Annotated in this window: 25 protein-coding genes and 1 pseudogene; 10 read left to right on the forward strand and 16 right to left on the reverse strand. The window is 55.3% G+C overall.

Translation table 11 applies throughout. From position 1 onward, the window contains the following. Positions 1–29: 29 nt before the first annotated feature. Both F475_RS22985 and F475_RS22990 read right to left on the reverse strand, forming a co-directional pair. Positions 30–353: an antibiotic biosynthesis monooxygenase gene (locus tag F475_RS22985; RefSeq protein ID WP_111454787.1), complete on the reverse strand. Its 324-nt coding sequence runs from the start codon at positions 351–353 to the stop codon at positions 30–32. Further along, on the reverse strand, positions 350–1,057 hold the full coding sequence (locus F475_RS22990; protein WP_111454788.1) for a CTP synthase: 708 nt from the start codon (positions 1,055–1,057) through the stop codon (positions 350–352). The genes F475_RS22985 and F475_RS22990 overlap by 4 nt, the downstream gene beginning before the upstream one ends. A gap of 15 nt (positions 1,058–1,072) precedes the next feature. Between F475_RS22990 and F475_RS22995 the strand changes: the two genes are divergently transcribed. Beyond that, positions 1,073–2,032, forward strand: a complete 960-nt coding sequence (locus tag F475_RS22995; protein ID WP_111454789.1) for a LysR family transcriptional regulator — start codon at positions 1,073–1,075, stop codon at positions 2,030–2,032. On the opposite strand, the gene F475_RS23000 is transcribed toward F475_RS22995, so the two are convergent. Together F475_RS23000 and F475_RS23005 are read right to left on the reverse strand one after the other, a co-directional pair. Then, on the reverse strand, positions 2,007–2,552 hold the full coding sequence (locus F475_RS23000) for a DUF1003 domain-containing protein (protein WP_018926412.1): 546 nt from the start codon (positions 2,550–2,552) through the stop codon (positions 2,007–2,009). The genes F475_RS22995 and F475_RS23000 overlap by 26 nt on opposite strands. Positions 2,553–2,693: 141 nt before the next feature. Then, positions 2,694–3,302: a TetR/AcrR family transcriptional regulator gene (locus F475_RS23005; RefSeq protein ID WP_018926411.1), complete on the reverse strand. Its 609-nt coding sequence runs from the start codon at positions 3,300–3,302 to the stop codon at positions 2,694–2,696. 215 nt (positions 3,303–3,517) lie between these two features. Between F475_RS23005 and F475_RS23010 the strand changes: the two genes are divergently transcribed. Then, entirely contained in the window at positions 3,518–4,576 is a 1,059-nt protein-coding gene (locus tag F475_RS23010) for an MBL fold metallo-hydrolase (protein ID WP_111454790.1), read from the forward strand. Positions 4,577–4,620: 44 nt separating this feature from the next. Here the strand turns inward: F475_RS23010 and F475_RS23015 are convergent, their stop codons facing one another. Further along, positions 4,621–4,815 (reverse strand): XRE family transcriptional regulator, encoded by a 195-nt coding sequence (locus tag F475_RS23015; RefSeq protein ID WP_111454813.1) that lies wholly within the window; start codon positions 4,813–4,815, stop codon positions 4,621–4,623. 11 nt (positions 4,816–4,826) lie between these two features. After that, a complete protein-coding gene (locus tag F475_RS23020) occupies positions 4,827–5,144 on the reverse strand; it encodes a helix-turn-helix domain-containing protein (protein WP_018926408.1) in 318 nt (105 codons plus the stop codon). 254 nt (positions 5,145–5,398) lie between these two features. On the opposite strand from F475_RS23020, the gene bglX reads away from it, so the two are divergent. Next, on the forward strand, positions 5,399–7,762 hold the full coding sequence (gene bglX, locus F475_RS23025) for a beta-glucosidase BglX (RefSeq protein ID WP_111454791.1): 2,364 nt from the start codon (positions 5,399–5,401) through the stop codon (positions 7,760–7,762). A gap of 69 nt (positions 7,763–7,831) precedes the next feature. Here the strand turns inward: bglX and F475_RS23030 are convergent, their stop codons facing one another. After that, the gene (locus F475_RS23030) at positions 7,832–8,599 is read right to left on the reverse strand and encodes a helix-turn-helix transcriptional regulator (RefSeq protein WP_111454792.1); all 768 of its coding nucleotides are present in this window, start codon (positions 8,597–8,599) and stop codon (positions 7,832–7,834) included. Positions 8,600–8,711: 112 nt separating this feature from the next. Between F475_RS23030 and F475_RS23035 the strand changes: the two genes are divergently transcribed. After that, a complete protein-coding gene (locus F475_RS23035; protein WP_111454793.1) occupies positions 8,712–9,530 on the forward strand; it encodes a sulfite exporter TauE/SafE family protein in 819 nt (272 codons plus the stop codon). Positions 9,531–9,630: 100 nt separating this feature from the next. Continuing rightward, entirely contained in the window at positions 9,631–10,806 is a 1,176-nt protein-coding gene (locus F475_RS23040; protein WP_111454794.1) for a hypothetical protein, read from the forward strand. 7 nt (positions 10,807–10,813) lie between these two features. Here F475_RS23040 and F475_RS23045 read toward each other — a convergent pair whose 3' ends face one another. Further along, positions 10,814–11,803, reverse strand: coding sequence for a hypothetical protein (locus F475_RS23045; RefSeq protein WP_111454795.1), 990 nt, complete (start codon positions 11,801–11,803; stop codon positions 10,814–10,816). A gap of 31 nt (positions 11,804–11,834) precedes the next feature. Beyond that, positions 11,835–12,278 (reverse strand): annotated as a pseudogene (locus tag F475_RS23050) (BRO family protein); the annotation flags it as partial. Between the two features lie 565 nt (positions 12,279–12,843). Here F475_RS23050 and F475_RS23055 point away from each other — a divergent pair. The 5 genes from F475_RS23055 (at position 12,844) to F475_RS23075 (ending at position 17,232) form a co-directional block, all read left to right on the forward strand. Continuing rightward, a complete protein-coding gene (locus F475_RS23055) occupies positions 12,844–13,107 on the forward strand; it encodes a hypothetical protein (RefSeq protein ID WP_111454814.1) in 264 nt (87 codons plus the stop codon). Then, positions 13,082–15,046, forward strand: coding sequence for a hypothetical protein (locus F475_RS23060; protein WP_146602952.1), 1,965 nt, complete (start codon positions 13,082–13,084; stop codon positions 15,044–15,046). The genes F475_RS23055 and F475_RS23060 overlap by 26 nt, the downstream gene beginning before the upstream one ends. Further along, positions 15,021–15,779, forward strand: a complete 759-nt coding sequence (locus tag F475_RS23065) for a hypothetical protein (RefSeq protein WP_111454797.1) — start codon at positions 15,021–15,023, stop codon at positions 15,777–15,779. Before F475_RS23060 ends, F475_RS23065 begins: the two co-directional genes overlap by 26 nt. Further along, entirely contained in the window at positions 15,766–16,509 is a 744-nt protein-coding gene (locus F475_RS23070; protein ID WP_111454798.1) for a hypothetical protein, read from the forward strand. Before F475_RS23065 ends, F475_RS23070 begins: the two co-directional genes overlap by 14 nt. Before the next feature lie 300 nt (positions 16,510–16,809). After that, positions 16,810–17,232, forward strand: coding sequence for a transposase (locus tag F475_RS23075; RefSeq protein WP_111454799.1), 423 nt, complete (start codon positions 16,810–16,812; stop codon positions 17,230–17,232). A gap of 81 nt (positions 17,233–17,313) precedes the next feature. Here F475_RS23075 and F475_RS23080 read toward each other — a convergent pair whose 3' ends face one another. The 7 genes from F475_RS23080 to F475_RS23110 all read right to left on the reverse strand — a co-directional run bounded on the left by F475_RS23080 (position 17,314) and on the right by F475_RS23110 (position 24,858). Continuing rightward, positions 17,314–17,898 carry a hypothetical protein gene (locus F475_RS23080; RefSeq protein ID WP_111454800.1) on the reverse strand — a complete coding sequence of 195 codons (585 nt, stop codon included), beginning with the start codon at positions 17,896–17,898 and terminating at the stop codon, positions 17,314–17,316. Continuing rightward, positions 17,879–18,361: a very short patch repair endonuclease gene (locus tag F475_RS23085; protein WP_111454801.1), complete on the reverse strand. Its 483-nt coding sequence runs from the start codon at positions 18,359–18,361 to the stop codon at positions 17,879–17,881. Before F475_RS23085 ends, F475_RS23080 begins: the two co-directional genes overlap by 20 nt. 5 nt (positions 18,362–18,366) lie before the next feature. Then, entirely contained in the window at positions 18,367–20,019 is a 1,653-nt protein-coding gene (locus tag F475_RS23090; RefSeq protein WP_111454802.1) for a DUF2357 domain-containing protein, read from the reverse strand. A gap of 2 nt (positions 20,020–20,021) precedes the next feature. Beyond that, positions 20,022–21,701 carry an McrB family protein gene (locus F475_RS23095; RefSeq protein WP_111454803.1) on the reverse strand — a complete coding sequence of 560 codons (1,680 nt, stop codon included), beginning with the start codon at positions 21,699–21,701 and terminating at the stop codon, positions 20,022–20,024. Continuing rightward, the gene (locus tag F475_RS23100) at positions 21,667–23,172 is read right to left on the reverse strand and encodes a DNA cytosine methyltransferase (protein WP_111454804.1); all 1,506 of its coding nucleotides are present in this window, start codon (positions 23,170–23,172) and stop codon (positions 21,667–21,669) included. Before F475_RS23100 ends, F475_RS23095 begins: the two co-directional genes overlap by 35 nt. After that, on the reverse strand, positions 23,169–23,486 hold the full coding sequence (locus F475_RS31180) for a ribbon-helix-helix protein, CopG family (RefSeq protein WP_371924394.1): 318 nt from the start codon (positions 23,484–23,486) through the stop codon (positions 23,169–23,171). Before F475_RS31180 ends, F475_RS23100 begins: the two co-directional genes overlap by 4 nt. 121 nt (positions 23,487–23,607) lie before the next feature. Further along, positions 23,608–24,858: a ribonucleotide-diphosphate reductase subunit beta gene (locus F475_RS23110; protein WP_007934889.1), complete on the reverse strand. Its 1,251-nt coding sequence runs from the start codon at positions 24,856–24,858 to the stop codon at positions 23,608–23,610. Positions 24,859–25,260: the final 402 nt, after the last annotated feature.

The raw sequence follows: 25,260 nt of genomic DNA on the forward strand, positions 1-25,260 counted from the left end.
CGAAGACGGCCTCCAGAACGCCGCATCATTTACTGTTTGAACCCATAGGCCCGCTCAACCTTGCACACCCGCGTATGACACGCCGAATACCAGGTCGATCGCCCGCGCTCACGAATCGCGCTGTGCTCGGGATGATGCTTCCAGGCCAGGATCGCCGCTTCGCTGGCCCAGTAGGACACCGTAATCCCGAGCCCATCCGCGCCCCGGGCCGATTCCACGCCCAGGAAGCCAGGTTGCTCACGGGCCAGTTCCACCATGCGTTCGGCGGCCTGTTCGTAACCCTGGTCGCCTTCGGTGCGCAGCGAGGTGAAAATCACTGCGTAGTAAGGTGCTGCAGGTGTCTGGGCGATCATGATTTTTGCCTCGCACAGGCCTCGATCAATGCCTTGACCAACGGCGGCAGCAGGCCTTTGAGCGCGGCGCGTTCCGGTTGGAACAGCGTTGCGACAAAGAATGGATGATCCTTCAGCTCCACTGCCCGCAGATCCCCCGCCGAATCGTGGCCAACCGCGTGCAACTGTCGCGTCAGTAGCTGCCGTTCAAACTCGGGATTCACACCGTAACGGCAGTGATAGCCTTCACGAATCTCCGCATTTTCGTACGCCTTGGCGATCAACGAGCCTTCAACCAAATGAATGCTGTCGACGGCTTCCACCAGCGCACAGGTCAGCGGCGTGAGCAACGCCCGCGTCGCGTCGGGCGAAGTCTCGCCGTGTTCGGCATCTTCCCAGCCCAATACGTTGCGGGCGAATTCCAGTACCGCGTGCTGAAAACCGCCGCACGTGCCGAGGAACGGCCGTTGTTGTTCCCGGGCAAAGCGGATCGCCCGTAGCGCGCCATCCATATCGCGATATGGGCTGGCGGGCACGCACCAGAAACCATCGTAGTCATCCAGTGGCGTATCGGCGGTGATGCGGTCGGTGGCCAGCCATTCAAACTGCAGGTTCATGCCGGTGTGTTCGGCGGCCATGCCGAGGGCAACGGGGATGGCTTGATGGGCGGAGACGTGTGGATCGTAGTCACCGATCAGGGCAATGCGGATGGCGTTGGTTTCCATGAGTGATCTCGACGCTTGTTGATTTCTGGCACCGACTATAGATTGGCGTTCACGCAATCAATATTGGCGTTATCCCAAGTGATCAATGCATCGACGCACTATCGGCTGGACTATCCCGACCTGTCGCTGATCCTCGCTTTGGTGCGCGGCGGCTCTCTGGCCCGGGCTTCGGCGTTGTTGAAGGTCGACGTCTCGACGGTGTTTCGCGCGGTCCGTCGACTCGAAGCCGCGCTGGGCCAGCAACTGTTCGAAAAGAGCCGCACCGGTTACCTGCCTACCACGTTGGCTCAGACCCTGGCCGAGCAGGCTGAACGCGCCGAACAAGCACTGGAGGCGGCGCGCCTTGGCGTGGAGCAGGGCGGAGAAATCATCAGCGGCACCGTGCGCCTGACCTGCACCGATTCGGTCCTGCAAAGTCTGCTGTTACCGGCACTGGCGCGGTTCATGCCGTCTTATCCGGCGCTGACCATTGAACTCTGCACCTCCAACGACTTCGCCAACCTCAGCCGCCGCGACGCCGACATCGCCTTGCGGCTGACCCGCACCCCGCCCGAGCATCTGGTTGGCCGGCGATTGGCAGACATTTCCTACCGGGTCTGTGCCAGCGCGGCCTATCTGCAATCGGTCGAATCCCACGACCTGGCCTCATTGACCTGGATCGCCCCGGACGACTTTCTTCCCGATCACCCCACCGTCGCCTGGCGGCGCCAGCAGTTGCCTGGCGTTACACCCGGTTATCGCTGCAACAGCATGTTGTCGGTGACCGAGTTGGTGCGGGCCGGACTGGGCATCGCGGCGTTGCCGGACTTTTTGATCGGTGACGGACTGCAACCGTTGACCGAGCCCCTGCACGGTTACGACACCGCGCTGTGGCTGCTGACCCGCCCGGACTGCCGCGCATTGCGCTCGGTGGTGACGTTGTTCGACGAGTTGGGGCGGGCGCTCCGGATCAAACCTTCGGTGGCTCCTTGCTGATGAAGTGTTGATGCATTTCCGAGGTCAGGCTTTCGATGCGCTCAGTCAGGGTCTTGGTGATTTCGGTGAGCCGGGTGTTTTGCTCCAGCAACTCCTTCAGTTGCGCAGTGTTCCGCGCGGCCTGGGCCTGACGTTCACTGTTGGCGATGGCCAAGGCTTCACGATGTCGCGCATCGGCTTCGGACTGGGCTTTGTCCCGCGCCGCCTGACGCGTCTGGGCCAGCAGAATCAGCGGCGCGGCGTAGGCCGCTTGCAGGCTGAACGCCAGGTTGAGCAGGATGAAGGGGTACACATCGAATTGGGTTACGCCGGACAGGTTCAGGCAAATCCAGATCACCACCACCAAGGTCTGGGCGCCAAGGAAGGTCGGCGTGCCAAAGAACCGCGCAAAAGCCTCGGCGCGCAGGGCAAAACGGTCGGTACCGAAAGTAGGTGCCAGGTGCGCGTGAGGGCGATGGAAGCGCAGGTGATCGACGGGGCCAGTGATTTCGGTTTCGGTTTCGTGGGTCGGAGTGCTCATGATGCTCTCTGAAGAGGGGATGGGACTGAGGCTCACTATAGCTCCAGCGCCAGTCTCATTCAGAAACACATTTCGGTGTTTTTATTCAGAGCGATCGAACAGCGATAAAGTGGCGGACGTTGTCATTTTTTGCAGCTCGGTTCAGCACTCATAGCACGCCAGGAACATGTCCAGCGCAGATTCCACCACTGTGTGCTGCATCTCGGGCGACAGGCCCGTTTGGCCCATGGAAATCTGCGGCCAGAAGGCAAAGGACTTGAGCAACCCGTGGATCTGTTGCGCAGCGAACTCAGGCGCGACCTGTTTCAAGCGGCCATCGGCCTGGGCGGCACGAATCCACACGGTCAAACTTTCTTCGCGCTCACCCATTCGGGCAACCATGTTCTGCGCACGCTCGGGAGAGTGGATGGTGGCGGCAATCGCCACCCGCGCCAAGTCGAGAAAATTGTCATCGGCCAGCATCTGCAATTTCGCCTGCAACATCAGGCGCAGCTGATCGCGCAGGGGCAGGTCGTGGCGGTAGGCCGTTTCCTGTTCGGCCGTTACTCGGGTCCATAACTGATTGAGGATTTCGGCAAACAACTCTTCCTTGCTCGGGAAGTGGTTGTACACCGTGCGCTTCGACACGCCGGCGGTGGCGGCGATCTTGTCCATGCTGGTGATATCGAAACCGTGGGTACGGAATTCGGCAATCGCTGCCTGGATGATGGCTTCGCGTTTTCGGTCGGTGAGGCGCTGTGGAGCTGTCATAAGTACGCTTCGGCAGGAAAAAGTGGAGAATTACACTTGGTAGTTTACTTGTGATCGGCTTTGATGCAACCTAGAAACTACACTGTGCAGTGTAATGTTGTGTTAATCCTGCACCGTGAGAAATTGAATCTTCGGCTGATGCGTGCATGCCTTGGCCATTTATCGTCCCAAGCGGAAAATCGTCGATTGTGCGGTTTTTCTGGAGTCATTCAGTCATGGACACTTCAACTTCCCCAGCGAACAACGCTTCAACGCCTGAAGCGTCCCGACAGGCTCAAGGGCAGTACCGAAACCATGTGCCGGTGCAGCGCGAAGGCTTTCGCAAAACCTTGCGCATCCTGTGGAACTTCATCTTCAACAAACCGCACGACACCCGGCCGTCGGCCCCCGTTCCGGTGCAAACCCTGACCCAGGCGGCGTTGATTGCCGCGCCTAACCACAGCGTCTATCGCCTGGGCCATTCCACGCTTCTGCTCAAGCTGCAGGACAAGTTCTGGATCACCGACCCGGTCTTCGCCGAACGCGCCTCTCCCGTGCAATGGGCCGGCCCCAAGCGTTTCCACCAGCCGCCGATCAGCCTCGAAGACCTGCCGCCGATTGAAGCGGTGATCCTGTCCCACGATCACTACGACCACCTCGATTATCAGGCCGTGCTCAAACTGGCGGACAAGACCCGCTACTTCCTCACGCCCCTGGGCGTGGGGGACACCCTGATCAAGTGGGGCATCGACGCCAGCAAAGTGCGCCAACTGGATTGGTGGCAGGGCACCGAGGTCGATGGCCTTCAATTCGTAGCCACACCTTCGCAGCACTTTTCCGGTCGCGGACTGTTCGACGGTAACAGCACCCTATGGGCATCGTGGGTGATGATCGACGGCGACACGCGGATCTTCTTCAGTGGCGACAGCGGCTACTTCGACGGCTTCAAAAGCATCGGCGAGCAGTACGGCCCATTCGACCTGACCCTTATGGAAACCGGAGCCTACAACGTCGAGTGGCCTCACGTGCACATGCAGCCCGAGCAAACCCTGCAAGCGCACATCGACCTTAAAGGGCGCTGGTTGCTGCCGATCCACAACGGCACCTTCGACCTGTCGATGCACGCCTGGTACGAACCTTTCGACCGTATTCTGGCGCTGGCCTGGGAACGGAACGTGTCGATCACCACGCCGCAAATGGGCGAGGCGTTCAACGTGATGTATCCGCAGCGTGGTGGCGCGTGGTGGTTGGGTGTGGAAGATGTAAGCGATCAGGCGACCGTGCAGAACGCTTGATGTTGTGCTGCCGGGGCGCTTGCGGTGCAAGCGCCCCGGACTTTTCAGCTGCGTTCGTCCAGTAACGGCTTTGTATATTCCGAGATTTTTGCCACGGTCAGATCGCAAAATTCTCCACGGAGTATTTCGTTCAGTTCCTCCTCAGACAATCCAAGCCTATAGGCCGCCTCAGCCTGACTCAGCTGACCGGTTTCGAGGAGCATGCCTATTTTCATAACGTGTTCGGCTTTGGCCCGCATCTGCTGCAACCTCACTCAACCATCGCATAATCCGCCCGCCCCACCGGATTCGGTGTGGACCCTTTCACATTCATCCCTCGGCCCGGTGCAAACCCCGGGAAGAACACCAAACCTTGCGATTCAAACCGATACGCCAACGCCAGCCGCGTGACATCCAGCACATTACGCTGCGCCTCGAATCGCTGGATGGCGTCAACGGAAACCCCGGATTCCTCGGACAACTCTTCCACACTCCAACCCAGCATCGCTCGGGCCTGGGCGCAGTGGGCGGGGGTGAACTGGAAGAGGGCGATGCGTTCCAGGGTGATTTTCATTGCAAGAGAGGCCATGGTTTTCTCCGGGGATCGAGCGTGGCGATTCGAAAATGTACTGTGTTTTTGTACAGTTGTTTTGCGCCCGGATCAAACTCATTTTTTGATCGATTCTCTTTTTTCGCTCAGGCAGGGGCGTTGGACCGACTACGCTGTCTCTAGGCGGTTTCCTGAAAGCTCCAAATGATTGAACGTCAGCCTTCTGATCTTCAATGCCGGAAAGGTGGCGTTTCAAAAGCAGTGCGCCACAGCGTTACGCGGGGAAGGGAATCATGAAAAGACTACGTCTGCTATGTGCCCTGATCAGCTTTACAACTCTGCCGGTCCTGGCCGATACGGTATCGCCAAACAAAGATGCCTTTGTCACCAACCTCATCAATCAGATGACCCTCGACGAAAAAGTCGGCCAACTGCGGCTGATCGCTATCGATGACAAGATGACGCCCGAAAAAATCTGCCAGGAGATCACTGCCGGGCGAATCGGGGGGACGTATGGCTCTGTGAGCCGTTATGTAAACCGCCCCATGCAAGACGCGGCTCAACAAAGCCGCCTGAAGATACCGATGTTTTTCGGTTGGGACGTGATACACGGTCATCGAACCATTTTCCCCATCGGCCTGGCCCTGGCCTCCAGTTGGGATATGGACGCCATCGAGTTGAGCGGTCGAACGGCGGCGAAAGAAGCCAGTGCGGACGGTATCGATATGACCTTCGCCCCGATGATCGATGTCGCCCGTGATCCTCGCTGGGGGCGCACATCCGAAGGCTTCGGTGAAGACACCTATCTGGTTTCGCGCATTGCCAGAGTGATGGTCCAGGCCTACCAGGGACAAAGCCTGAACGCGCCCGACAGCATCATGTCCAGCGCCAAGCACTTTGCGTTGTATGGGGCTGTCGAGGGGGGGCGCGACTACAACAGCGTCGACATGGGCCTGACCCGAATGTACCAGGACTACCTGCCACCTTATCGTTCGGCAATCGAGGGTGGCGCGGGAGCCGTCATGGCGGCGCTTAACTCGATAAATGGTGTACCGGCGGCGGCCAATAAATGGTTGATGCAGGACCTGCTTCGCAAAGCGTGGGGCTTCAAGGGACTGGTCATCAGCGACCATAACGGGGTCACCGATCTGGTTCAGCACGGTGTTGCGAGGAATCCTCGCGACGCGGCCAGGCTCGCCATCAGGGCCGGCATTGATATGAGCATGAACGACTCCTCCTATGGGCCGGAGTTACCAGGGCTGCTTGAGTCTGGCGCCATTTCCCAGAGCGATATTGATGACGCGGTGCGGGAAGTACTGGGTGCCAAGTACGACATGGGGCTATTCGAGGACCCTTACCGGCGCCTCGGCGCTGCCAGTGAAAGCGCTGCTGATAACAACGCCGAAAACCATCTGCACAGAGCGCAGGCCCGTGAAGTGGCACGCAAGACACTGGTGCTGTTGAAGAATGAAAACGGGCTCTTGCCGCTGAAAAAAGAGAGCACGATCGCGCTCATCGGCCCGTTGGCAAAAAGTACCGTCGATATCATGGGCAGTTGGTCTGCAAGTGGTGTGCCCGCGCAATCGGTGACGATCTACGACGGGTTGAAAAGCGCGATGAGCCAGGGCTCGCTGATCTATGCCCGAGGCGCCAATCTCGAGGAGGATCAGGAGGTTGTTAAATACCTGGAATACCAGGGCGTGTCTGAAATCGCCAACGACCCTCGCCCGGCAGAAGAAATGATTGACGAAGCAGTCAAGGTTGCACAGCAAGCCGATGTTGTCATCGCCGTGGTGGGCGAGCCCCGCAGCATGTCCCATGAAGCGGCCAGTCGAACCAGCCTCGATCTGCCGGGGCGCCAGAGTGAATTGATCACCGCCCTGAAAGCCACCGGCAAGCCGCTGGTACTGGTATTGATGAACGGTCGGCCGTTGTCGATCGGCAAGGAGCAGAAACAGGCCGATGCGATTCTGGAAACCTGGTACAGCGGTACCGAGGGAGGCAACGCCGTTGCGGATGTATTGTTCGGTGACTACAACCCGTCCGGCAAATTACCCATCACCTTTCCACGTTCCGTGGGGCAGATCCCCAATTACTACAGCCACCTGAACACCGGCCGTCCGTACCTGCCGGGTGCGCTTCGCAACTACACGTCGCAATATTTCGATCAATCCTATGGGCCGCTTTACCCCTTCGGCTATGGGCTGAGCTATACCGATTTCAGCCTGACCGACATGGCCCTGTCTTCGACCACACTGAACAAGACCGACAACCTCGTCGCCAGCATCATGGTGAAAAATACCGGCCAGCGTGACGGCGAAACGGTGGTTCAGCTGTATATCCGCGATGTCGTTGCCTCCGTCGCCCGGCCGGTCAAGGAACTGAAAAACTTTCAAAAAATCATGCTCAAGGCCGGAGAGGAGAGAGCAGTCCACTTCAGCATTAACGAGAACGACTTGAAGTTCTTCAATGCCCAACTGGAATACGTCGCCGAGCCGGGTGAGTTCCGGGTGCAAATCGGCCTGGATTCCCAGGATGTGAAGGAGCAGAGCTTTGAATTGCTGTCAGAACAAGCCACTCAAGACAATCATCCGCCCAGTGCAGAACCTGTAGACGCGAGCGGTGCGGCGATCCGACTTGCCCACGAAGAACGATGATGCGTAATCCCTGAGAAACCGCGGTGCATTCCTCAGGTTCTGCGCTTGGCGCATGATTGGCTTTAGTGGTCATTTCACCTGCTCCAACCAAACGGACGGTGCCTGCCCCAACACACGACGAAACATGGTCGAAAACGCCGCCGGGCTTTCATAGCCAAAATCCAGGGCAATGCGCGTCACCGGCGTGCCCACCGCCAGCCGCGCCAACGCCAACACCACACAAGCCCGCTGCCGCCATTGGCTGAAACTCAGCCCGGTCTGTTGGCGGAACAGGCGATTGAACGTACGCAAACTGATATGCAACTGATCGGCCCATTGTTGCGGCGATTGGTGAGCGTTCGGTTGCCGGAGAAACGTCTGACACAACCCGAGCAACCGCGAATCCACAGGCAGTGGAATGTGCAACGGCAGGGGAGCACTGCGCGCCAGTTCATGCCGCAACAAGTCTATCAGCGCCCCATCGCGCCCGGCCTCGTCGTACTCCAGCGCAACCTCCACCGCCTCCATCAATAAATGCCGCAGCAACGGCGAAACACTGATCACCTGGCAACGGCTGCCCAGATCAACCGCCCCCGGTTCGATATACACACTGCGAGTGCTCACTCCCAGCATCAACACCTCATGCGCCACCCCCGGCGGAATCCACACCGCCCGCTGCGGCGGCACCACCCAATTGCCGTCGAGCGTGCTCACCTGCATCACCCCGGTGGCGCCATACAACAACTGCGCCCGTCGATGGGTATGGCGCGGCAACCGATGACCGTCGGGATAATCCGTACCGATGGCCACCACCGGCCGTGGCGTGTCGTCCAGCAGATCAATCGAAACATTGCGCATCGAGCGGCACCCAGTGGTTGGCGTAAACGCAAACATTATTGGCTGACTTGCTGAATCAGGCCAAGCCCCGTCGCTCTATCGTCGGCCACTCTCAACCCACGGACGATGCGCGATGTTCTTCTACCTCTTGCTGGCACTCTTCGGCTGCATGACCGGCGTCACCGCCGTGCTGTTCGGCTTCGGCGGCGGATTTGTCGTCGTGCCCTTGCTGTACCGCATGCTCACGGCCAGCCACGGCATCGACGACCCCATCGGCCAATCGGCGATGCACATTGCCGTAGCCACCTCGACCTGCGTGATGATCATCAATGCCCTGATCGCCACCAGAAAACATCACCACGCGGGCAATCTCATTCGCCATTACCTGTGGCCGTTGGGCGGGTTCATCGGCTTGGGCGCGATCGTCGGAGCTGCGGCCGCGATGTGGGCGAGTGGTGAGCTGATCCGTTCTGCCTTCATCGTTTACCTGAGCGTGACCATTCTGGATTGCTTGTTCAGACGCGGTTTTCTTACACCGTCCTACATCGAAATCCCACGGCGATTGGGCGGGGCAGAAGTGTCTGGCGGCGGTGTGGGAATTGGCGCTATCGCCACGTTTCTTGGGGTGGGTGGCAGCGTCATGACCGTGCCGTTGCTAAGACGCTGTGGCCTCAGCATGTCGCAAGCCACATCCATGGCTAATCCATTGAGTCTTCCGGTTGCGGTGGCCGGAACGCTGACCTATATGGCGATGGCGGGGTTTACCGAGTTTGATCTGGGGGCGTGGTTTGTCGGCTATGTGGACGTGCTGGCGTTTGCGGTGCTGACGGTTGGGTCGCTGGTGGGGATTCGGCTGGCCACGCCGTGGATCGGGCGGATACCGGATCGGGTGCATGCGCGGGTTTATATTGGTTTGCTGGTAGTGGTGATGCTTAGCATGTGTCTGGGTTGAGTGTTATCGGCGTAGCTTTCCATCGATTCTCGGACGTTGCTTCGCCATAATCCGCGACAACTTCTCGCGAGCAGCGCTCGATTCACTCAAGGATGTTTTGATGTTCAAAGGACTGTTTCGTCTGACCGGCATTGTCGTGTTGGTGTGTTCAACTTTTTCTACCGCGCTGTGGGCTGAAAATGGCACTCAGGTTTACACCGGAACTGTGGGCAAATCGCCGATTGTGCTTGAGGTGAACGCCAACGGCAGTGAGGGGCGGTACTTTTACCAAAAGTATCGCAGTGATCTAGTACTCACCGGAAATAGAGAAGGCGAAACCCTGATACTCGACGAGGGCAGCCAGGCTGACGATGAGGGTAAAACTGTCCCGCAAATTCGCTTGCATCCCAAGCCCGACGGTTGGTCCGGCGAATGGACCAGTCCACAAGGCAAAGTCCTCAAGGTCGAATTACAGCAAGCCAAACTCCCGCCAGTGTCCGCCGAAACGTTGCCCTATCTCGTCAGACTCCATGACAAGGCGCCATACGAATATCTGCGTCTGCAAGGCCTGAAACTCAAACAAGGACGGACCGAAACGTTCATGGGGTACACGCTGCAATGGTGGGGCGAGCCACAGACAAAAATGGAAGGGTTTGAAGTGGTTTCGGGGTACACCGCTGAAACGCGCCAGCGTATCAATCAGCAGTTGATGGCGCGGTTGTGGCAGGGCGTGGTGGGGCATTTCGGGTGCTACGTCGATGGCAAACAGGGCTACTACAATCAGGGGATTCAGCCGTTGTGGATGACATCTTCCGTCATGAGCGCGACTATCTCATTCGAGTACTACTGCGGTGGGGCTTACCCGGATCAGTACAATGAGGCGCTCAATCTTGATACCCGTACCGGGAAAGTCCTGACGCTTGATGACGTGCTGTGGGTGGGGCAGGGCAAACCGCTGCATTTCGAGCAAAAAATCTACGACTACGATGAATCTTCATCCGAGTCATCCGCTGTCTATTACGACTACCGGTCCAAGGAGCTGGCGCCTTGGCTGGTGGCGCAACTGCTTAAGCTATATCCCAAGGAAATGACGACAACGGCTGAAGGGGAGAACGACTGCGGCTACAACGACGACTACCCTTGGCACTATCCGGATTGGTACTTCACCGAAAAAGGCATCAAGTTAGAGCCGTCTTTCCCTCACGTGTCTGCCGTCTGCCGAAACATTGGCTGGGGCGTCCTGCCCTACAGCCTCATCAAACAACATCCCGGCGGCGTAGCGCTGCAACTGCCCTGAGGCGAAGTCACTGATCCGCCAACCCCGGCGCTTCACGAATGATGAAGTGATCCAGGTTCTCGATGTTGGCACTGAACACCCCGAACGTCTGTTCGGGGTTTTTCTTGCTCGGCACCTGCTTCAACTCCGGCGTCACGCCATAAAAGAAGCAATACAACTCGGCATCACTGTCGACGGCGTGCTTGATCTCCTCCAGAAACGCCTTGCGCTTGCGGTAGTTATCGATCAGCTTCTTACTCAGATAAACGTTGACCGAATAAGGCTTCTTCTTCGCCTCGTCCGGTTGCTTGAACCAGACCTTCTGTTCGAAATCGATGCGAAAGCTCTGGGTGTAATCCTTGATCTCCTTGATCTTGCCCCAGTAAATCAGCCCCTTGTTGTCCTGCAGGTACTCGATCTTCTTGAAGAACGACCCATAAGGCGCCGTGTGCTCGCCAATCTTCAGCGGCATGCGCTTGAGCAACTCCTTGTCCGCGAAGTTCGACACAAAACACTCCACCGGGTGGGCGAAGACACTGGTCTTGTCCGGCGCCGACTCCCGGCTTGGCTGCTCGACGTTACTGCTCGCTGAAGTGAGTGTCGGGGCATCGCGCAAAACATCCGCCGCCACCGCCGGGCTCGCAGGCTTACGCACATACTCACGCCGAGTCAGCAACAACTCCGACGGGAAATGCTCCTCCCGACCGTCATCCGACTCCGCCCCGTCCACCTCCAGACCCGACGCCGGCGTCTTCAGACTGACATAAGGACAATCCGCCACATGCCGCGTGCTGGGCATGTTCTTGAAGTGCGGCGTGCGCACGTAATTCACATTCTTGGCGTTGAACGTTCCCAACACGTTGGCGGCATCGAAGGACAAACGACAGGCATCGTTGGGGCACTGGAAGTGCTCTTTGGCGGAATCGAACTCCATGGTTTCGTCGAAATTCAAATCGCGCACGTCATAGATCGACAGTTTTTCGTCGAGGCTGAGGCAGTAGGCGAGGTCGAATTTCATGGCGGGCTCGGGTCCTTGAGTGGGAAGGGTATTAGAAACGAAAAAAGCGAGAGGGTGCATCCCACCAAGATCGTTTGCGCTCACTCGATCTGACTTTATCCATGTGTGGATGAGTTAAAACTACAGGTAAGTCCTGCAATTTGATCCATGGCTCGTTCTGCCACTGCAGCATGCTTACAGACAGCTCTGCCCATTTCAGTAGGCTGAGGCTGGGAATGTGAGTGCCTGGATTGGCATGCTCATCGCGCATTACTGTAATGATCTCATTGGTCAGCCATTGGCGAAGGTTACGATTTTCCGGGGTGTAGTGGTGCACCAACGTGGTGTAGGTCGCTGATTCGTTGATCATCACGGTTGGCTGATAGGTGCCATTGCACAGGAACGTGAGGGCTCTAGTTTGGTCGGCGTCGAGCTTACGAAGAGCGTGGGATTTGAGATGGCGGCAAAGCAAACGGCCTAGGTCGCGAGCGCAGAACCATGCTTGGGATTCGAGTCAGATGGTGTGGAACGGCTGGTTATGGCGGGTGGAGACGATGGTGGCTGTAACTGTCGCTGACGCTGTGTGTATTGGTGGTGATTCAGTCTGCCTTCGAGTCGAAGGGCGGAGTTGGATAGGCATTTCCATTACCTCTACTTGTAGCTTTCTTAGGGCTAAGGCGTCGGGAGTTAAGAAACCTCAAGTAGAAGGCCGGACATATTCCCCTTACGGGGCTTGTATTAGTCCACTCCCGACATAGCAGAGATTTTAAGACGCGCAGCCGGGAGCCGCAGGTACAAGAAAGCCGCATATTTCGGGAGCGGTCAGGCCGCTACTTGACGCGTTTCTTAGGCGCGTTGTCAGGGGATGAGCCACCGCTTGGGAGGTTAAGGACGGACCGTGTAGGCATTTTCCTAAGCTGCCTAGCAAATTATCAGTAATGCAGAACTGATCATGGAGCAAGGATCCGCTACAAAAGCGATATGTAGCCAAATATATATACCGATAAAGAATTGGTATTTTCATGAGGTGTAACTAATATTTAAAGATGTAGGAGATGTACATGAGCGAACAGAAGAGTCGAGATTCTGATTCCATGCCAGTGACGCGTGACCCGCGCGAGCGTTTTGTCAGCTTGGCGAACAGTAGGGTCACAGCTGCAATCAAGCAGATTCGGTTGGTGGGTAACCTAGCAAACAAGAAAAATTACCAATACGAATCGGAGGATGCCGGGAAAATTATTCGCGCCCTTCAGCGTGAATTGGACGAGTTGAAAGAAAAGTTCAAAGGAGAAGAAAAGAGTGAATCAACCATCTTCCGCCTTTAGTGTAAATACCGCACATTGGGGTTACATCAGGCCCGGACTGGGTCGTACGGGTCGCAGCCTATCAGAGAACAACTTTGCCAAGGAGCGGCGGGAGTGGTTGTCAATTCTTCTGAGGGAGGTCTTCCAAAACGCGCTGGACGCACGCGATACTTCGGCAGAACGAGTTGAAGTAACGCTACGAAATCATCCAATCGTCGATAACAATAGCTTCCTCAGCGAACTCCTGCCGGATGAACACCTCAATCGGTTCAATCAGTCGGTTCCGCACCTCCAGCAGATCGATATGAAGAAGGTAACCAACTGTTTGGTCGTGGAAGACTTTGGAACATCCGGACTTACGGGCAGCATTGACAATCCGGAGCTTGATGGTGAAGGGCAGAACTGGAACGCATTCTGGTTTCGTGAGGGGGAGGGCGGTAAAGAACACGGTTCTGGAAACGGAGGCGCAGGGCAAGGGAAGATTACTTACTTCAGTACCAGTGGTATTAGAACGATTTTCGGTTATACCGTACGCAACGATGGTAAGGATGAAGCGCTGTTTGGTGCAAGCTCCTTCCTTCGCGATTACGACTACTGCAATCATAAATGGAAGCGGGATGCATACTGGGGGATATGGCAAGGAGAAGGGCCCGACCAACGCGTCCTACCTATCCAAGTAGGGCTTTCGATTGAGCAGTTTCGGGAACAGCTAGGTATTCAACGAACATCCACTCAACCGGGCCTTTCTCTGGTGATTCCTGCACCAAAGGTTGTAAATACAGCAGATGCAATTCAGATCACCATAGCCGAGTTTTTCGTTCCGATTTATCAAGGTAAGCTTATTGTGAACATCGAGGGCACGACCATCGCTCGCGCAACGATTATCGCTTTAGCAGACCAGCATCTCTCGGACAAACTCGCGCGGGAACTACATACCTGCACAACCAAGGGATATCGTGACTTTCTTGTTCAGGCGATCGATAAGTCCTCAAAGAATGAGGTCGTCACCGCAAAGATTGTTGATTCTGCAAACAAGATCACAGAGGCGAATTTTAGCTCCGATCAATTGGAGGAGATGCGATCTGCATTCAATTCTGAAGAGTCGATCGCAGTCCGATTCCCATTGATGATCAAGCCGCGAAAAGGGGGCGGGGCTATTGAGTGCGCTTTCGACGTTCATTTGTGCCATCCCGGCGACTTGGAAATGCCGGAGCAAGCTGTGATTCGACGCGATTTGTTAATTGGTGAAGAGCCGGTAGGGGGGGGGAAGTTGCGTTTTCGAGCCCGTGGACTGACCCTCATCAACGACTTGGAACTTTCCAAGTTATTGTTGAGCGCTGAAGAGGCCACTCATCTGCGGTGGAACAATAAATTGCCAAGGCTGACCGAATACTATCGCTCTGGGGACACAGTCGTGGCGATCGTGCGCAACGCGATGGTTAAGCTGCTGGACGTGCTCACCGAGGGTGATCAAAAGCGAGACTTTAAATTGTTGGCGAAATATTTTTCTGCGCCCGGCATCACTTCCAAAGAGCAGACGAAAGGCAAGAAATCACCCAATGGAACACAACCGAAGCTGCCGAACGATATTCCGTCGCCATATCCCAAACTTCTTATAATCGAGCCATTGACCGAAGGTTGTAGAATTCGCCCAGCCTCTGCTGGGGCGCTTGCAAATGCGCATTTACCACTTACCGTGAATGTCGAATTTGCATATGAGGGGCTGGATAAGGATGCCTTTAGTGAATACGACCCTTTAGATTTTGATCTTAAGGACAAGATCTTCACAGTGACTGGCTTTGGATACACGATACTTGAGACTGATTTGAATAATTTGAGTTTTTCTATTGAGGATACGGATTTTAGTTTGACACTGATTGGGTTTGATAAGAACCTTCGATTGCGTATACGGTTGAAGTATGAGGAGGCGGTTGATGCCACGCTTATCAGCGCTCAGTAATCCAACGGGTCTTATCGACATCGAGAAAAGCCGTATTACGATAATCCTCGATGAGAGTGCGAAACGCTTGGCTTTCAGTCTTGCGCGCCTCGACCTTTCGGGAATTGAAGTACACCCCGCAGTGAGCGTGGTTGTAATTGTGAAACGAGGAAACTCGGAAGAGCGAGTATATCTTGGTGAAGTATCAGATTGGAACAAAGGTTTTGTTGTTCTCAGTGAAATCGCTGATGAGGGGACATGGTTGTTTCGAGTCTTGCTCGTCCAGGCAGCAGACTCGTTGCTTGTTGCCGCGGCAGAGAATATTCGACCTGATGGACAGGGTGACACTACGAGTTTCATTGCGCTTGAGCCAGCGGAACTGGGGCAGCGCCCTTGGGAAATTCAAATTCTCGAAAGCGACGGAAGAGCTATTTTGCGATTTAATAAAGATATCTATCATTCTTCAGTTGAAGCTGAAGCCGATAAGTTCTTTACCGGACTAATTCTTCCTGAGGTGGTTCGCCGGCTAGCAGAATGGCTTGCGAGGGATCCGGCCAAACTATCTGAGTCGACTTGGGAGGACTTTAAAGCTTGGCTCCTTCTACATGGAATCACCGATGAGCCTAGCGAAGACAACGAGGAAGAGCAGGCGGATTGGAGCACGCGAGTGACAGCAGCCTTTTGTAATCGCTTCAAGATAGCGACGCAATTGCTCGAAGCGCGAAAGAAGGAGGAGAAGGATGAAGATTCATAAGTTGACTGATGCTGGAAAAAAAATCTACCGTGAATGGTTGGATCGACGTACTCCCAGTGAATTACCACCTAAAGAATTGCTGGACGAACCTTCAAATGCGTCGGTGGCCGTCGACGTTGAGATTGATCTTACTAAGATATTCAAGAATCGCTTTGAATTCGGCAAGTATGTTCACGATCTTTTGTGTGAGAATTTTGATGCTAAGTTGTTCCTCGCTCAAAAAAATGACGGTATTTGGGAGTGGTTAACGATCGCTTATTTTTCTCAGTTTGGGAAGAAAATGAGTAAATACTGGCACTACCGTATCGAGCGAAAAGGTCACTCCGGATCGCTCGCGTATCGTCATCTTGCACGGACATCATTTGAGATGTACTGGCGACATGGGCCCGAAGCTTTAGTAATGCTTAGTGCTGAAATGCCTACTTGGGGTGATCTTTCTGAGCAGCTTACGTCTCGACAGAATGTTGTCTACCATCGCGCTTATATCCAAACTGCTAATGCGATGTATATGAAAGGTGGCGAGCCTCTGACGGGGGCGGCAAGTCGTGTTAAGCCAATTAAGAAGCGCAAGCGCGGCGACACGTCGGGTAAAGGTGGAGTGGGTCGACTTGCGTTGGCAGTGAGAAGGCTGAGCCGGACTTATGATACTCATATTTTACAGCCGTCGCAGATGATGGAGTTGCTACCTAGGGAGTTTGCAAACTTTATTGCTAAGGCATCGGCTAAGTAATGGTCCAGGCTACCGATCACTACTTGACGGGAGTGATTGGCTTGAGGCAGGTCCTGACTGAATACTATGGGATGCTCGCAAAGTTATTGTGGAAAGCCTGCGAATAAGCGTTTTGTTAGTGTAAATGCTTGGTAGGGTAAGAGTTTGTATCTCGATTTACTGTTGGATAATATAGATATTTTTTTCGCTCAATGTTGGTAAGGGTGCGATGAACCCATCTTCTTACCCCGCTAAGCACCGACATGGTGTCCACCATTTTTAACTGGACACCCTCTCAGGCCTTTTTAAGCATGATCCCTCATGCCGCCCAAACGACGCTCCTACATCAAGACTGTCAAAGCCCAAATTATTCAGGAATACGCCCAGTCCGATGCATCAACTGCCGGGGTTGCCCTGCACCACGGCCTCAACGCAAACCTAGTACATAAATGGATCCGGGCTCATTCACAAAAAAACTGGCGCTGCAAAATCATTCATCCCGCTGAACGTGCGGGCCATGACGCAGCCGCCGAGCAACAACCAAGCCACGATCCATATCGAAATCACCCACGCACGCGGCACGGTTGTAGTGAATTGGCCCGCCGACAACGGCGCCGCGTGCGCGACGTTTCTACGAGATCTACTGCAATTATCCGCGTCGATTCGATCTGCTTGGTCTCCGGTCCGATGGACATGCGCGTCGGCACCGAAACGGCGCTGACACCGTGTGGTAGCGGTCTTTAGTGCAGCGCGGCCGCACTGCGCTTATTTCTTTGCCATCGCCGCGGCAACCGCATGAAAGTGCAATACATATGCCTGAAGCCTTCACTGTTCAAAAGTGGGCATGATTGAGGTGCCTGGACTTTTCCCTGTGAGGCTGGTTGCTGAGGACAAGGCAGTTGGACTTGCAGGCCTGGGATAAATCTGACGACCGACACTTAGCGCTCGGTTGGAGCGGGCTACGTACCAAGCATTCATTCTGATATCCCAGCTCCGGACGGCGCAGAATTGGTGCCAATCGAGCTCGATGATTCGATCTAATGTAAAGTCTTCATGGATTAAAACGATGAGGATGAATTCGAAGAGTTGCCGCTCGTTATTAAGCTGGTCCGGGTAAATCGTCCCTGTTTTTTTTGCTCTCTGGAGTGTTTTGATCGAGTAGCGGTTTCCTTCCCGGGAGATCGCATCTATATTTTTTGTGCCTCTAGGGGCAGGAGCCAGGACAGGTAGATCGGGGCGTTCTTTAAAGATGCCGATCACCAGTTTCTCACCGACTTCGCCAACACTAAAATTCAAACCACGACTTCTGGCCTCCCGGTCGATTGCTGCACGTAGTGCTAGAAGCTTGAGATCGTGAAGGATTGACAGGTCTATTACGCTTTCGTCGGGTTTATTGCTGATTTTTTTCATGTGCTCTAGTAGCTCCGGAGATATCTAGCAGAGTGACTTCGTCGGAAAGCAGGAAATTCTGGCATCTTGTAATAACTTCTTCGTCGCTAAGTTTAGCAGGGCCTCTGATACTGCATTCCCATACATTCGCGACCCGCCATCCGAGTTTTAGCAGAGCTCCAATTACTCGCTCATCTCTGGCACGATTAGACGCAATTTTTGTGGCCCAGAATTCCTGGCGGGTTACTGGAAGTTTGAACATCGGACAATTATGTCCATGCCAGAAACAACCATGGACGAAGACTACGGCGTGATAGCGTGGAAACACAAGGTCTGGACGGCCAGGCAATTTGCGATCCTGTAATCGATATCGAAAACCTCGGGCATGAAGTCCGCGCCGGATAATCATTTCCGGTTTAGTGTCGCGGCCACGGATCCGGCTCATATTGAGCTTGCGCTGCTCCGGGGTAAGTACATCAGCCATCAGAGCTATCCGACAGCATCGGCGACGATGGTTTTCAAGCTATTTCGCAGATCGTCGCTGCTCATCCCCGGGCGCAGGGTGATAGCACCGAAGCGAAACTTATCCCGGTACTGAGGGTGGAAAAGCCGTCCCGGTACAGGCGTATTTTTGAAGTCGGCGTTGATGGCTGGAGTGTGCGGTGTTAGCAGGTAGGCGGCTGTAACAATACCCTCAATCTCTCCGCTGTTAGCCTCTTGCACCAGTGCGTCGCGATACATGTGAATTGAACTCAACGCATCATTCAGACCGTCATTAATGCGGTACTTCGCATCCAGGACAATTACCTGCCTCCCTGGGGTGCCAAAACCGGTACCTGCCAGAACCACATCGGGCACCATGACTCGGCTGAAGCTGCCTTCGCCACTTGGTTCTACCCAATACTCACGGTACTGACGCTGGAAGCACAAGACCTTGTCAGGGCTGACTGAAACGATAACGGCACCTGCGGAAATCGTTACACCACCGGCCGCATTGGTTACGAACAGATTGCTCAGATCTACACCGGTCGAACCGTACTCTAGAACGGCCGCGCGAAGGAGACGCAGAAAGCACCATAGCTCGTACAGCTCGTATGTTCTGGCCAGCGGCATTTGCAAGAAGTCGCCGAACAGAGCGGCGAGGCCCAGATTCATGTCTTGCCAGAGTCGGTAGAAGCGGTGGTAAACAGGGTCGTTGCGAAACAGCGAAGACATCTGCAGCATGGGTGGGCTGTCGGTGACCTCTGTCATAAAGCCTGAGCCGGCAGCGTCGTTGAGCTGACGTGCAATTCGCCGTGTACGAACAGCCCAACTGCCGGCTGTAGAAAGCGTATCCGAGTCGTTGCTACGACTTGTCTTGGCAAGCACATCGGCGACGCCTGACAACCAAGCTGCCCAAGACCGGAGGCATGCCTTGATCTGTCGGTGCTCCGGAATGTCTACGCTGTTGCGACGTTGGCGTATTGTGATCTGTGCTGGCAGGCGTCCGCCGAGCGCAGCAGGTAACCGGGATGGCTTGCTGGTTTCCGTTCGGATAAGTCCGGACCGGAGCGACTTTATAATTTCCGGTCCTGTCGCACGCACTGCGCGATGGAAGGGTAAGGTTATCTGTTCGGCGCGAAGGAAATGTCTGGGGGAGCGGTTGATTGCCTCAATCGTTTGCCTAATCTCCTCGGCCCGCGAGCGAAGAAATTCTAGCCGGGCCAATGGTGGTGGTTTACTACCTGACTGGCGTGCGATGCCCTTGCGAAAAGCACTAAGTGAGAAAAGTGCGAAGGTATCTTCCAAAACCTCACGCACCATTGCGTCAAAGTCGTTACGAGTGAGCTTGCGAAGATCAGGATCAGTAGTGATTTCGAAGCGGCGTACTCCCGTGCCTGGGAGGCGTAGAGCTACCTCTACAGAGCCGGCGTGGAAACCAGGCGTCCATCGCCAGCGCGCAACGCGGGGCTGGCGAGAACGCAATGCCTCGACAGGTACATCGTCGATCAGAAGATCGGCATCAAGTGCATTGTCGCTATCGCGTAGTTCAAACAGATAAGAAGAAGCCTCCTTGATCGAACCGCTGGGAATTACTTCCTGTGTCGGCCAGACCTGCCACGCAGGCCCTCCGTTTTCGCTCTGAACGTGTAGCGTTGTCATTATCAACGCATCGCCTGGAAGGAGCCGAACTCATCTAGATCACTCAGTAGTCTACGAACATACTTCTGCGCGCTGGGGAGGCTATTGCAGACTTTGTCCAGAGCATTCAACAGTGGACGCTGGCGCTCGGAACCACGCAGCTTGACCAGGACTTTTTGTACCAGTAATTGGTCTGTGACACTGTCAGCCGAGTTTTGCAGATACTTGGCGTCGAAGGCATGGTATCGCACAAACTCCTCAATCACCCGGTAACCAAACCCTAGGCCGTATTGCTCCAAGAGCCTGTGGATTTCGGTTAGTTTCGGTTCGGATGCATCCTTCGCGTTCTGCAGTTCGGGGTAATGTTCAGTCAGTGAGGCCATGAAACCCGAGACATCCACCGCAGACATATCAATCACCGATGCCCGATCAAGTACTTTGTCACTGACAGGATTGGTTGTCTCATCGATGTTAATTGTGCCGATGATGAAGAGGTTAGAAGGTAAGGGGATTTCCGCCCGGACACTGGCACCGGTGGTTCCCTCCAGAGGCACACCGTTTGAGTGCAGTTGCAGAGCTCCTTGGGTTTCGATGGCTGACAATATGTCAGAGAGGTAGTACTCAATCCGCGCGAGGTTCATTTCGTCGAGGATTACAAATACTGGAGAGTCCCGGTGCGCTGTCGCGACCAGCACGGCTTCCAGAAAGGTCGGCACGACGTAGCGGTTTGTTAGTACGTCGTAATATCCCGTAAGCCCAGTAGGATCAGTCCATTCTGGACGAACCGGGCACTCGAAAAGCAATGGATCGGCGGTTGTATTCGAGGTCAAGCCGTGAACCGCTCGTGCATATTTCAATGCCAGTTGCGTCTTTCCCGTACCTGAAAGTCCGGAGAGGATCACGAAGTGCTTATGGTCTAGGAAGTTCAGCGCAGCATGAAACCGTCGAACCTCTCCATTTGGATAATGACCACCCAGAGTCTTGATGGCTTTCTCTATTTCTTCGATTGGAAGGGTTGGAGGCATGCGCAGCATGGCTGGGCTGAGCGTCGCCGTATCCGTCCAGACGAGGAGTTCGTGAATTTTTTCCCTGCCGACCAAACTGCCTAGCCATCCGATGAATTCGCGGGCAAGCAGGCTGCGCCTTGCGGACGCTGTCGGCGGATACAGTGCAACAACGATCTCGTCCGGTTCTGTTGAGGGCCCGAAAGGTGAGAGGTCGAAAGCTAGGCTGTCCCAGAATTTGGCGTTGCGTAGCCACAGGCGCCCATCCCTAGCCAGATAGATAGGCACTAGGTTATTCCTGGCGCTGTACTTGATAGTGGCTCCTGGGGACTCCGACGGCCCATCACTATCGCCAGCAGCTTCTAGCGCAAACTCCGAGTCTTCTCCGGCACCCTTTGCAGCAGCGCCCAGGCGTTTCATCTCGGCTAAGCGCTCAAGGAAGTTCGCTTTGTCTTTGCGAACCAGTACGGCAAAGTAAACCTCATCTTCTGGCGGGAATCGGAGAACGCAGCCAAATATTAGGGCCTCGGTGTCTTCTCTGACGTTATCCAGGTTGACTACACCAAGCTGGATGCCACCCTCAACAATCTTGGCACTGTTCGAGACGCCGAACAGTTCTCGTGGGCGAACTGCCTTTGATGTGCCGAAGTGTTTCTGGGCGGCTTCAAGAAACTGCTGTTGCCGCTCGACGAGGCTCATCTGCCATATCCTTTTGTGTGATTGCCTGCTTAATTGTTTGCATCATATGAGTGGCCAGAGCCTTGGCCATCAGGGGCGGAACCGCATTGCCGATCTGTTTGAAGGCGGGGTTCATAGTTCCGCTGAAACGGAAACCATCTGGGAAAGACTGCAGGCGTGCAGCCTCGCGCACCGATATGGTCCGGGCTTGCTTGCTGTCGTAATGGATGTGGCTATAGCCGTCCTTGCCCAGATGTGCAAGGAGTGTGCGTGCTGGCTGGTCACGCCACATCTTCCGCCATTTATTTGGAAACTTGCTTGCGTCATATGGGGGCACAATCGAATCCTTCAGAGCTTTGTACTCTGATGAATCGTCAGCGAGGTTCTCTCCGCTGGCCCGAGCCACCGCCAAACGCTCCTGGAACATGTCCATAGCATGCGCATATGCCTCCGGATATTGATCACCTGGGTTCATGCGGGCAAACAGCTCATAGTCCCGTGGCAGATAGCGGATAACATGATCCACCAGCCCGTTTTGGGGGGCTTCGTGGCCTGGCCATGTGCGTATCAGTTCTGCATATGCAGAAGGCTTTCTGCGGCTGTAGCTGACCGGACTGTCAAAGCGGCGCGCACCACGGGTGATTTTCCCGGCAGCAAGTAGCTCACGAGCATTGATTGCTGGAAGATCGGCTAGTGCGTCTTCGGCCGTTACTGCGGGCGGGAGGTCAGGGGTTGCAGCGGGTGGTTCTATATAAGAGTGAGCCTGATCGGTCAAATTGCGCAATGACTTGAGCGCGACGGAGCGAGAGCCCTCATATCCAGGCGGCAATATCAGCCAGTTGCTGGGAGATGGAAACGAAACGCTTGCCCCCAGCTCTCGTCGGTATGCGATCAGGAACATCCGTTCCCGCATCTGAGGGACACCATAAAACGCAGCGTTGAGCAAGGTATAGCCGCATATGTAGCCTTTGGCTTCCAGGACCTCGCAGGTTTCTTCGGCAATGTTTTGGCCGCCATGGTTCAGAATGTCGGGTACATTCTCCATAAGCACGGCAAGTGGCTGGAACGCGTCTACGTACTCCAGATATTTCTTGTAGAGCTGCGCACGCGGATCATGCATGAACGCTTCGGGATGCTCCTCAATCTCGCGGAGTTTGGACCTGCCCACTCGAGCAAATGCTTGGCAGGGAGGGCCACCCACTACGATGTCGAAGGCATCTGCAACATTGCCTAAATCAAGCTTGAGGCAGAGATCAGCCGGAGATGTCTTTGTAATGTCAATCGGCTGGCTGTGGGCTTCGGCGCCGTCATGGAAGTTCAGGCCATGCGATCTGGCAGCATCGGGATCAAATTCAACAGAGCCCCGCATCTCGAAGCCTGCGGACTCGAAGCCTAGTGAGATTCCACCACAGCCGGAAAATAGATCCAGAACGCGGGGCTTCGCAGAGGTTTGGAGGCGCGCGAGTTTACGAAGAAAGACATCTTTACTCATGAATCAGATCCTTGTCGCGAAGACAGGCGAAGAGGCAGTTCCAGCTGGCCCTGGTGCTCGTCCAGGAAGCGCTGCACCGCCATGCGGATGACCCAGGCGGACGAAACGTGATTTGCGTCGGCAAGAGCTTGCACTTGGAAGTGGACGTCCTCAGGCAACATGACTGAGGTCCTGACGGTCTTTCGATCAGGAGCGATGGGGGAGCGAGCCATAAGCTTGGGACCAATAATGATAGTGGTGCCATTGTGCACCATGACGCATACCCTTGCACCAGTCCCTGACCAGCTGTTTCCGGGGGATTCGCAACACCCCATGCAGCGCGAACCGCTTAGTAATGTGCAAAAACGTTACTTTTTCGGCGTGACGAAAAAGGCCCGGAACGCGCTATGCGTTACGGGCCTTTTTAATTGGCTCAGTGGATACTGAATCTAAAAATCAATCCCAGCTCAAAGCCCCACCAGTCTGATACTCAATAACCCGGGTCTCAAAGAAATTCTTCTCTTTCTTCAAGTCCATAATCTCGCTCATCCAAGGGAACGGATTCGTAGTCCCCGGATACTCTTCCTTCAAACCAATCTGGCTCAAACGACGGTTAGCGATGAACTTCAGGTAGTCCTCCATCATCGCCGCGTTCATGCCGAGTACACCGCGTGGCATGGTGTCCCGCGCGTATTCGATCTCCAGCTGAGTACCTTGCAGAATCATCTGCGAAGCTTCTTCCTTCATCTCGGCATCCCACAAGTGCGGGTTTTCGATTTTGATCTGGTTGATCACGTCGATGCCGAAGTTCAGGTGCATGGATTCGTCGCGCAGGATGTATTGGAACTGCTCGGCGACGCCGGTCATTTTGTTGCGGCGGCCCATGGAGAGGATTTGGGTGAAGCCGCAGTAGAAGAAGATGCCTTCCAGAACGCAGTAGTAGGCGATCAGGTTGCGCAGCAGCTCTTTGTCGGTTTCGACGGTGCCGGTTTCGAACTTCGGATCGGAGATCGAACGGGTGTATTTCAGGCCCCAGGTGGCTTTTTTCGCGACCGATGGGATCTCGTGGTACATGTTGAAGATCTCGCCTTCATCCATGGCCAACGATTCGATGCAGTACTGGTAGGCGTGGGTGTGGATCGCTTCCTCGAAAGCCTGGCGCAGGATGTACTGGCGGCATTCCGGGTTGGTGATCAGGCGGTACACGGCCAGGACCAGGTTGTTGGCAACCAGGGAGTCGGCGGTGGAGAAGAAGCCGAGGTTGCGCATCACGATGCGGCGCTCGTCGTCGGTCAGGCCTTCCGGGTTTTTCCAGAGGGCGATGTCGGCGGTCATGTTGACTTCTTGCGGCATCCAGTGGTTTGCGCAGCCGTCCAGGTACTTCTGCCATGCCCAGTCGTATTTGAATGGCACGAGCTGGTTGAGGTCGGCGCGGCAGTTGATCATGCGCTTTTCATCGACAGCTACACGGGCAGAGGCGCCTTCCAGTTCGGCGAGGCCTTCGGCGACGTCGAGGGAATCCAGGGCAGCCTTGGCGCGGGCGATCGCGGCGGAGTCCGTCGCGGTCACGGCGCGGGCCTCTTGAGCGGCGGCACCACCGGCGCTGTCGAGGCGGTCCATGTTGGCTTCAGAAGCGTGGCCGGCATTGGCGCCTTTTACAGCGACTTCGCCGTCATCTTCTTTGTCGAATTCGTCCCAGCTCAGCATGACGTGTCGTCTCCTGCGTGAGGGCCAGTTGCCCGTGTGAAAACTGATAGGTTGGTTTTTCACACGGCCGGTTCTGGCCGCGTTGGATCTAAAGGAAATCGTTTGTTGCAGCAGTACAACGCAGGCAATAAACAGAATTTTGTACGGGTGTTCCGAAGCCGCTGATGGGCGCAGAGAACGTGAACCGCTCTGCGTGGGCTTCAGACTGGCTTTTCACCCCTGTAAGGGAATATTGCAGGCCCGTTTAAGTCCGCATTATAAGGAAATTTTCGGCCCCGTGGTGCGGCGAAATGGCACCTGGAGGGCTCGGCGAGGGGCGTTTTCAGGTTGGAGCGAGGGTTTACAGGGCTTTGGCGGAGGAAGTTTTTTTTTCGCCTGTTTCGGCTGGTTTTTGACGGTGAG

It is taken from the genome of Pseudomonas sp. URMO17WK12:I6 (genome assembly GCF_003253625.1).
Taxonomy (GTDB): Bacteria; Pseudomonadota; Gammaproteobacteria; order Pseudomonadales; family Pseudomonadaceae; genus Aquipseudomonas.

Bases quoted from the DNA above. Each gene is read 5' to 3' on its own strand.
- F475_RS22985 (WP_111454787.1), bottom strand. From the start codon at position 353: ATGATCGCCCAGACACCTGCAGCACCTTACTACGCAGTGATTTTCACC.
- F475_RS22990 (WP_111454788.1), bottom strand. From the start codon at position 1,057: ATGGAAACCAACGCCATCCGCATTGCCCTGATCGGTGACTACGATCCA.
- F475_RS23000 (WP_018926412.1), bottom strand. From the start codon at position 2,552: ATGAGCACTCCGACCCACGAAACCGAAACCGAAATCACTGGCCCCGTC.
- F475_RS23005 (WP_018926411.1), bottom strand. From the start codon at position 3,302: ATGACAGCTCCACAGCGCCTCACCGACCGAAAACGCGAAGCCATCATC.
- F475_RS23010 (WP_111454790.1), top strand. From the start codon at position 3,518: ATGGACACTTCAACTTCCCCAGCGAACAACGCTTCAACGCCTGAAGCG.
- F475_RS23015 (WP_111454813.1), bottom strand. From the start codon at position 4,815: ATGCGGGCCAAAGCCGAACACGTTATGAAAATAGGCATGCTCCTCGAA.
- F475_RS23020 (WP_018926408.1), bottom strand. From the start codon at position 5,144: ATGGCCTCTCTTGCAATGAAAATCACCCTGGAACGCATCGCCCTCTTC.
- bglX (WP_111454791.1), top strand. From the start codon at position 5,399: ATGAAAAGACTACGTCTGCTATGTGCCCTGATCAGCTTTACAACTCTG.
- F475_RS23030 (WP_111454792.1), bottom strand. From the start codon at position 8,599: ATGCGCAATGTTTCGATTGATCTGCTGGACGACACGCCACGGCCGGTG.
- F475_RS23035 (WP_111454793.1), top strand. From the start codon at position 8,712: ATGTTCTTCTACCTCTTGCTGGCACTCTTCGGCTGCATGACCGGCGTC.
- F475_RS23040 (WP_111454794.1), top strand. From the start codon at position 9,631: ATGTTCAAAGGACTGTTTCGTCTGACCGGCATTGTCGTGTTGGTGTGT.
- F475_RS23045 (WP_111454795.1), bottom strand. From the start codon at position 11,803: ATGAAATTCGACCTCGCCTACTGCCTCAGCCTCGACGAAAAACTGTCG.
- F475_RS23055 (WP_111454814.1), top strand. From the start codon at position 12,844: ATGAGCGAACAGAAGAGTCGAGATTCTGATTCCATGCCAGTGACGCGT.
- F475_RS23065 (WP_111454797.1), top strand. From the start codon at position 15,021: ATGCCACGCTTATCAGCGCTCAGTAATCCAACGGGTCTTATCGACATC.
- F475_RS23070 (WP_111454798.1), top strand. From the start codon at position 15,766: ATGAAGATTCATAAGTTGACTGATGCTGGAAAAAAAATCTACCGTGAA.
- F475_RS23075 (WP_111454799.1), top strand. From the start codon at position 16,810: ATGCCGCCCAAACGACGCTCCTACATCAAGACTGTCAAAGCCCAAATT.
- F475_RS23080 (WP_111454800.1), bottom strand. From the start codon at position 17,898: ATGAAAAAAATCAGCAATAAACCCGACGAAAGCGTAATAGACCTGTCA.
- F475_RS23085 (WP_111454801.1), bottom strand. From the start codon at position 18,361: ATGGCTGATGTACTTACCCCGGAGCAGCGCAAGCTCAATATGAGCCGG.
- F475_RS23090 (WP_111454802.1), bottom strand. From the start codon at position 20,019: ATGACAACGCTACACGTTCAGAGCGAAAACGGAGGGCCTGCGTGGCAG.
- F475_RS23095 (WP_111454803.1), bottom strand. From the start codon at position 21,701: ATGAGCCTCGTCGAGCGGCAACAGCAGTTTCTTGAAGCCGCCCAGAAA.
- F475_RS23100 (WP_111454804.1), bottom strand. From the start codon at position 23,172: ATGAGTAAAGATGTCTTTCTTCGTAAACTCGCGCGCCTCCAAACCTCT.
- F475_RS31180 (WP_371924394.1), bottom strand. From the start codon at position 23,486: ATGGGGTGTTGCGAATCCCCCGGAAACAGCTGGTCAGGGACTGGTGCA.
- F475_RS23110 (WP_007934889.1), bottom strand. From the start codon at position 24,858: ATGCTGAGCTGGGACGAATTCGACAAAGAAGATGACGGCGAAGTCGCT.